The organism is Methylocystis silviterrae (assembly GCF_013350005.1).
In the GTDB taxonomy this organism is placed as follows: Bacteria; Pseudomonadota; Alphaproteobacteria; order Rhizobiales; family Beijerinckiaceae; genus Methylocystis; species Methylocystis silviterrae.
In genome coordinates, this window is record NZ_JABVWW010000040.1 from 1 (window position 1) to 6,846 (window position 6,846).

Below are 6,846 nucleotides of genomic sequence, written 5' to 3' on the forward strand. Positions count from 1 at the left end.
TGGCCTGGGTCTAGGACGATGCGGAGGGCGACCCCGCGCCGGCGCGCCTCGATCAACGCGTCGACGACGGCCCAGTCCGTGAGCGAGTAGACCGCCATGTCGATCTTCGCGCGCGCCAAGCGGATCAGGTCGACGTCGATGCGCTCAAGGTTTTCATCAGGCGCGTAGTGGATTTCCACATCGCCGGCGCGCACGGGCAAGGAGCCGATGCCGCAGAGGAGGGAAGCGCCAACAACGATCCGAAACCAGCGCCGGTGGATCACTGCCACTGGCTCCAGATGATAAAAATGAGGACGACGATGGCCGAGCCGATCGATGTGAATACAACCCGCCAGTTATAGCGCTCGCGGAATGGAAGCTGCCGCCAGCGCGCTTCCTCGTCGTCTTCTCGGTTTTGTTGTCCTCGCCAACCCATTGACGTATCCTTTGAGGAGCAGATCCCGACCCGCCTCCACACGACGAAGTCACAATGGCAGGCGTGTTCAGGGAGCGGCAAGTCGGGACGAAGGCTCCAATTTGTCACCGAAATCCAAAATATTTTCGCTGCACGCGGTCAACCATCTTCATCGCCTTCTTGCTCAACCGACGCAGCGCCACCCAGCGCGTCATAGCGACGCGACGCCAACCACTGAAGACGCAAGGCCTGTGTCAGCAATACGCGTCGTAATCCACCCTGGACCTTTCGCTCGGAGATCACCTGCGCAAGCCGCGAAATAATGAGCGCTCTTCGAGCAATCCGAAAATCGGGATGTGATCGGAGCTCGTAAACGCGGTCGGAAACAATTCTCGCGCGCAGGGATCGGGGCGCTTCGACGACGAGCGACCCAGGCGGTGGATCCTTCTCGTTCAGGATCGCTTTGAACTCTGACCGATCAACCGCGAGCTGCGTGATCAATCGCTCCAAAGCATCCAGTTGCTTGCGCGCGTCGGCATCCTTGCCACTTGTCTCCTGATATTGTGGCAGCGGCCAGACCTCGATTTCGAGCACTTCGAACGGATCAAGCACTGACATGGCAACAGCATCAGTGCGCTGATTGGTCAGGTGACGACGAATGCGCGTGCGCAGCATCTCGTTCGTCTGCCCGACATAGATGGGTTCGCCGTCATAATCGAAGAAGGCGTAAACGCCCCATTTGTAATTCCCGACACGGCGAGTCTGCCCCACGGCCTCTTCGAACGATGTATCCAGAAACCTCGCCAGATTGGCTCGCAGATCCTCCGTCTCGAACGGTGGAAAGTTTATGAAATCGGGATCGCGACGAGGAGTGGGCTCGTTCGGATTAGGCATGTCGGATCGCCGTCATGTCGGAGGAATGCTGCACGACTCCTCCGCGCACGATTGTCGTGCGCCGCATCGTCTCGTCGCCGAGCGAGGCGATTTCAAAGCTGACATGATTAATCTCGTTATCGCGACCTCCAAAGCAGGAATGGAATGCAGCGAGGAGTTCGACGTTCATCAGTGATTGCGCGCCGACTTCCGGCGCCTCAACAGAGGGTAGGGAAGATGAGAAAAGATAGATGCAGGGCGGCGGCGCACGGAAAGGACCGATCACGGTCGTTCTGGCATCGCTCTCATCCAACAACTTCGGACAGGCGCGTCCGATCGTTCCACACACCATATCCCAGATGACGAGGCCATCGACGCGCTGATTACGCGCGATGATCTGTGCGCTTATGCGCGTATGAACCCCAGACCAGGCGTTGCGCCGTGGGTCGGCGCCAACATTGGTGCACAGGCTCCAAATGACAAATTCATCTGCGCCGTCCGGGCGCTCGAACATTTTCGAGTTATCGCCGTCCAAACAGCCTTTCAGGTCGATGATCGCCGTTCGACCGCTTGGTAGCGTCACAACATAGTCATGCAACACGCCGCGCTTGGCCCGGTCCCAGCCCGCGATGACGCCTCGATCCTCCATGTGGTTGAGAACATGCTGGACGAACTCCCGCTTATCTCGCATCGCTGCGGCAAACTCTCCGCGCACCTGTTGAATAGCGCCGCGGAAAATCGGCGAGGCGTAGAAGTCTTTCTCCGCAAGCCCATGGTTGCCAAGCTTATGCGCTTGGGTCTTGAGCACTTCAGCAAACTCTTCAATCTGCTGGCGCACGCTTGCGTCCTGCTCGCATGGAATAACGCTCACGCGGCCTTCTCCGCCGCGGCGCAGACGTCGAGAAGCGGTTCGAGCAGATAGCGCGCCAGATGCCGAACGACATCGACAGCGACGCCGTCGCCCGTCAAATGGTAGGCCTCGTTGTAATTTTTCGGCAGCTTATACGCGTCATCAAGTCCCATTAATCGGGCGGTCTCCCGCGACGAAATCAGGCGCGAACGAATCTTGTTTCCATCGACGACGACGATCGTCTGGCGGCTTGAACCGCCTGCGGGCGTCCGCAGACATCCCGCGACATCGTCAAACCGAATTTCCGCCCGCTGGACCTTGACGCCATTTTCGTCGAGGCGGGTGCGCTTATAGACCCCGCCCACCATCCGACGCCCTGAACGCTTGGCGGCTTCAACCTTCGCCTTGTTGACAGGCGACATCATTGCCAAAATTTGCTTGGTTTCAGCGGCGGTATGCCAGTCGACGCTCGAAGGATTTTCTTCGATGATATCGGCGAAAGAATTCTTGCGACGCGGCGGCGTCGGTAAATTCCACCACAGCATGTTCTTCCGGGCGCGGGAGGAAACGCCGTCAACGGCTCTGCGCAATCCCAGCGTATGAAATGGCTCGATTGGCTCCGGCGACAGGAGCGACGGGTCTATCGTCACATCGTCTCTTACGCCGATCACAAACAATCGTGGCCGGGATTGCGGCACGAACAGTGAGGCGTTGATGATCAAGGCGCCGTATCGATATCCGGCTTCGCCAAAGGTCTTGCAGATCGCTTCGAAATCTCGTCCGCCGTGGGAGGTCAGCGTGCCGCAAACATTCTCGATCGCGATAATCTTCGGCGCGCGATTGTCGTCGATCAGCCCCGTGATGACATCCCAGAACGGATAGAAGGTTCCAGAGCGCTCTCCCTTCAACCCGGCTCCGCCTCCGGCCAAAGATAAATCCTGGCAGGGAAACGACCCCCAAATCAGGTCGGCGTATCCTGACAGCTCATCCACGGTGACCTGGCGAACATCGCCGACCTTGAGTTCTCCGCCCGTACCCCAGTTGGCTTGATAGGCGAGACCTTTTTTGTGATCGAAATCATTCGCGAACAGACATGTCCAACCGGACCCAAGCCCTGCCCGGGCCATCCCGCCACCGGCAAAAAACTCATAAAAATTAGGCATGACGCTTCCGCTCAATGGCTTGGTCGTCGACCAGAACATCGTCCCGTTCAAGCTTTTCCTTAATGGCCTCGGCAATCCAGGTGTTCCTGGAGACATTGCCGGGACGCGCGCTCCGCGCTTGATCGATCGCCTCGAAGGTCTCGGGCGACAAGCGAAGATTGATGCGATCCAGCGGACGAATCGCCTGATTTTTTGAAGAATCGAGCATGCAGCGAAGCTGGCGCCTTTTTGGCGCCATGTCCAGCGTGTTCTATATATGTTCCGAGCCGACGAGAGAGCCTATCGAGCCTCTCACTTTAAATTTTCTCGTTTCCGGGTGACCTCCATGCGTCCGCGCTCCTTCCCCGTAAAAATCCATCGCCACCTGAATGTCGCGGACTTAGTCGACATTTCGCCCGACGAACTCGAACAAGCGGAAAAAGAGGGCGCGCTCGCAGGCAATCGCTCCTACTGCGATCTGCGGGGCTGCGGCTGGGGCGTCGTTCGCACAGCCCTCGATATCGAGACGAAACTGATTGACCGACTGAAGATGGCGGATGATGTCGAAGCGGAAATGTCGGCCTTCGAAGAGGAGCGCGCGACCGCATTCGAGGACGAACCCGCACTCTGGGGGCTGGATGTCGGCGTCGCCTCCGCGACAATCGCGATTTCGGCCTACGGCTCAATCCTTGTGTCCAGCTGCAACGCAGGCGCTTTTGGCGGATGCCACTCAGCGCGCTATCCTTACGTTGCATTTTTTCTTCCAAAGGACTTGGCCCCTGAAATCATGCGTTGTGCCGAGGCCGCCGACATTGGGCTGCTCTGCGATGAAAGCGGACTCGCGCAAATTTATGGCCAAGGAGAAATGGATCTCGTCCGTTTCGCGCAAACCGCATGGGAAAGAAGCGCAGCTGGCGAAGAAGAGGCCCGATGATGAACGGCCGGCGCGTTTGCACTTTTCGTGACCGAGGGGGCGACACGCCGCGACACCCTGATGGCGACAGAGCGTCTTGCGGTGAGCGGATCGCCGCGCCGATCAATGCGCGCCAGGCTTGGGCGCCGTCTGCTGATCGCCCCGACGAGCAATCTGATGATGTAAATTAGTCTGCTTGTGATCGAGGGGCCGCGCGCGGCCCCTCGATCGCGTTTCATCGGGACTTCTTGCCCCGCGCCTTCGCGGCGGGCGCTTCCGCCTCCTTCGCCGGCTTGTCGGCAAGGTGCTGAATGTCCTCTACCGCGAAAGTGTAGCCGAACCGGCGCTCGCCATTAGCGGCTTTCCATTCGGTCTGCTTCGGGCGCGACGTCACTTGAACCAGGTCGCCGGATTCGAGTTTTTCGCGCGCCCATTTGATGCGCGATTCCTGCCGGGCAAAGATCGTATGTTCGATCCACTCGGGATTGTCGATCCATTCGCCATTGCCGTTCTTGTAGGGGTTGTTCGAGCAGACGGTGACGACGAGATTGGCGCCGACTTCCTTGAGCTGACCGACCCGGCCGACCTGAATGTGTGTGTTGAGCTGCGACATTTTCTCTCTCCTATCGTTGGGCCTCGGCCCGTTGCGATGGCGGTCTGAAAGCGCCGGGGTAAGGAGACCACAGAGCCGCAAGGCCGTAAGGCCGCAGCGGGCAAGCGAAGCGCTGCGCGCCGGCCGCGACGGAGAATTTTGAAAGGGCGCGCCGCGCCCGTGCGCGAGGAATTGCCGCATAGCGGCAAGGGGAAAATTCTTCGGCGCAGGCGCCGACGTGGCTCCGCCGGCGCTAGACAAGCCAGTAAAGAGCAACGGGCGAAGGTCCGAACATGGCAAGAGAGATCTGTGCTGCGTTCGACACACAATCAGGTCAGTCGAATTGTCCGCCGAGCCTCGAGCCTCTTAGTTCTCACACCATCGCGCAATGCCGAGAATTGGCTTGGCCATGATCGATCCCGCGTTGCCGTATCAATAACGCCATGGCGCGTCGTTCAAATGGGCTGATTATGAGAAGCCCGGCACCTATTGAGTGACGGCCCCTACGCCGCGCAAACAGTCGACGCGGCTTGGGCGCGTGCACATCCGAAGCGTAAGGAAGCGAGTAAGAGACGAAGCCATGTCGCCGCGGGATGCGCCTGTTGCGCGCAATCGAAGAACGGGCGACGTTGCGCTTTGTCCGCGACGCGGGGCGGGCGGCAATCCAAACGTTGGTCGATCTTCTGCATGGTGTTGTGATGAACGAGATTATTCTAGCGGACGCCGATCGAGAAGGCGAAACGATGACAGCGCGCGTGATACGCTATGATCGGGAGCAACGGCGCCTCGAACTGGCGGCGCCCAACACGACTGCTGTTTTCACGCTTTACGGTGACGGTGAACGCTTCGCGGGAGCGCTTGGCGGCCGCAGCTTCTACTGGGATGCGCCGCGCGCCGAGCCTGCGAAAAAGCGAGTCAAGCGTTAGCCCCGGCGCGCACCCTATTGTCGTGAAGAATTTGGCATTTTCAGCAGTTCCTTATAGCCCTGCTGCGTCATCCATCGTGCGCGGGCGTAGTGGCTGTGATAGACGCGCCGCGCGCGCTCACGGTCGACGTCGGGATCGATCTTGAGGACGATGCGGCTCGCCTCTTCCCAGCCGGCGCCATCGCGCGCCGCATCGAGCAGGCGGAGATATACGATCATATGCGAGAGATCGTAGTCGGTCAGATCGAGCGTCGTCGGCGCTATGTCTGCGACCGTGTCAGACTGACTGGGGATCATGCTTGGCCTCCAGTAAAGCGCAGCCTATGCTTTGATCGCTCATCGCAAGGCCGCAGCCGCAGGGTAGCCGATATCGCCGATATGTGACTGCATTCAGGGTGCGCCGAGAGACAGGCGCAGCCACGCGTCGCGACGCGTTACAACGGAAGGCAAGCGATCGAGGCACGCTGTGCGAACGACACGCGGCTCCTGTCGCGTACTGTAATCAAACCGCGATAGAGCGCCAGGATGGATGGCGTGACCGACTGGTGGTCGCGAGGGGAGGTTCGCGCGAACGGGAGCGAGAAACGGAATGGGTGTTGATCTCGTCCCGGGCATTCAACGACCGCGCCTGCGGCTTAAGCCTTTCGCAGGAACAGCGCCGTCAGCGAATTCGAAAGTTGGAAAGTCCGTCCATTCGGAGGCCGCTCGCTCCGCATTGTCAGCGCAGACGGCGCGTTTGCGCCACAAAGAGGCTCGCAACGCGAGCACAAGAAGGGGTCATAGTCCCCGACGCGAGCGTAGCGACGCCAAAGGGCTATTGCCCGGCCCGCTTTTCGGAAAATTGCGACCTCTGGTCCGAGTGAGCATAGCGACGGCGCGCGCCGCGCGCCGACACGAGGCCAGTGCGAGCCCGAAAAACGGGCGCTGTGATCAGCCCCATAGTCGAGCCGACACGGATAGCGCTTGAATTACGCGCACACAATCATGCAGGCGTATCTCGTCGCACGGGAATTACAAAAGATAAACGACGATCAACCCGCGTTTGTAGCCTGAGCAGCAAACGTTTGGCGAAAGATGCCAGCCCGGTTGTTCGATACTTTTTCAAAGTTCTTGGCTTTGCAGGCGCTGTGCGACCGCGCTCAACGGAATGGTTCGCA

Annotated in this window: 9 protein-coding genes; 2 read left to right on the plus strand and 7 right to left on the minus strand. The window is 59.4% G+C overall.

All coding sequences use genetic code 11. The annotated features are described in order from the left end of the window. From HUN39_RS18600 to HUN39_RS18620, 5 genes are all read right to left on the minus strand, one after another. Window positions 1–269: phospholipase D-like domain-containing protein (locus HUN39_RS18600; RefSeq protein ID WP_332310796.1), on the minus strand; the 269-nt coding region annotated here is incomplete at its 3' end. A 284-nt stretch (window positions 270–553) separates the two neighbouring features. After that, window positions 554–1,288, minus strand: a complete 735-nt coding sequence (locus HUN39_RS18605) for a GIY-YIG nuclease family protein (RefSeq protein WP_175095923.1) — start codon at window positions 1,286–1,288, stop codon at window positions 554–556. Further along, complete coding sequence (locus tag HUN39_RS18610; RefSeq protein WP_175095924.1) at window positions 1,281–2,138, minus strand: hypothetical protein; 858 nt, start codon at window positions 2,136–2,138, stop codon at window positions 1,281–1,283. The genes HUN39_RS18605 and HUN39_RS18610 overlap by 8 nt, the downstream gene beginning before the upstream one ends. Then, window positions 2,135–3,280, minus strand: coding sequence for a DNA cytosine methyltransferase (locus HUN39_RS18615; RefSeq protein WP_175095925.1), 1,146 nt, complete (start codon window positions 3,278–3,280; stop codon window positions 2,135–2,137). The genes HUN39_RS18610 and HUN39_RS18615 overlap by 4 nt, the downstream gene beginning before the upstream one ends. Next, window positions 3,273–3,488, minus strand: a complete 216-nt coding sequence (locus tag HUN39_RS18620; RefSeq protein ID WP_175095926.1) for a hypothetical protein — start codon at window positions 3,486–3,488, stop codon at window positions 3,273–3,275. The genes HUN39_RS18615 and HUN39_RS18620 overlap by 8 nt, the downstream gene beginning before the upstream one ends. Window positions 3,489–3,605: 117 nt before the next feature. Between HUN39_RS18620 and HUN39_RS18625 the strand changes: the two genes are divergently transcribed. Further along, entirely contained in the window at window positions 3,606–4,193 is a 588-nt protein-coding gene (locus HUN39_RS18625) for a hypothetical protein (protein WP_175095927.1), read from the plus strand. A 214-nt stretch (window positions 4,194–4,407) separates the two neighbouring features. Here the strand turns inward: HUN39_RS18625 and HUN39_RS18630 are convergent, their stop codons facing one another. After that, window positions 4,408–4,785: a single-stranded DNA-binding protein gene (locus tag HUN39_RS18630; protein ID WP_175095928.1), complete on the minus strand. Its 378-nt coding sequence runs from the start codon at window positions 4,783–4,785 to the stop codon at window positions 4,408–4,410. A 581-nt stretch (window positions 4,786–5,366) separates the two neighbouring features. On the opposite strand from HUN39_RS18630, the gene HUN39_RS18635 reads away from it, so the two are divergent. Beyond that, window positions 5,367–5,690 carry a hypothetical protein gene (locus HUN39_RS18635; protein ID WP_175095929.1) on the plus strand — a complete coding sequence of 108 codons (324 nt, stop codon included), beginning with the start codon at window positions 5,367–5,369 and terminating at the stop codon, window positions 5,688–5,690. 14 nt (window positions 5,691–5,704) lie between these two features. On the opposite strand, the gene HUN39_RS18640 is transcribed toward HUN39_RS18635, so the two are convergent. Beyond that, complete coding sequence (locus tag HUN39_RS18640) at window positions 5,705–5,986, minus strand: DUF2285 domain-containing protein (RefSeq protein WP_175095930.1); 282 nt, start codon at window positions 5,984–5,986, stop codon at window positions 5,705–5,707. Window positions 5,987–6,846 lie beyond the last annotated feature (860 nt).

Excerpts from the sequence above, each read along its gene's own strand:
- HUN39_RS18620 (WP_175095926.1), bottom strand. The coding sequence starts at position 3,488 with ATGCTCGATTCTTCAAAAAATCAGGCGATTCGTCCGCTGGATCGCATC.
- HUN39_RS18630 (WP_175095928.1), bottom strand. The coding sequence starts at position 4,785 with ATGTCGCAGCTCAACACACACATTCAGGTCGGCCGGGTCGGTCAGCTC.
- HUN39_RS18640 (WP_175095930.1), bottom strand. The coding sequence starts at position 5,986 with ATGATCCCCAGTCAGTCTGACACGGTCGCAGACATAGCGCCGACGACG.
- HUN39_RS18625 (WP_175095927.1), top strand. The coding sequence starts at position 3,606 with ATGCGTCCGCGCTCCTTCCCCGTAAAAATCCATCGCCACCTGAATGTC.
- HUN39_RS18605 (WP_175095923.1), bottom strand. The coding sequence starts at position 1,288 with ATGCCTAATCCGAACGAGCCCACTCCTCGTCGCGATCCCGATTTCATA.
- HUN39_RS18615 (WP_175095925.1), bottom strand. The coding sequence starts at position 3,280 with ATGCCTAATTTTTATGAGTTTTTTGCCGGTGGCGGGATGGCCCGGGCA.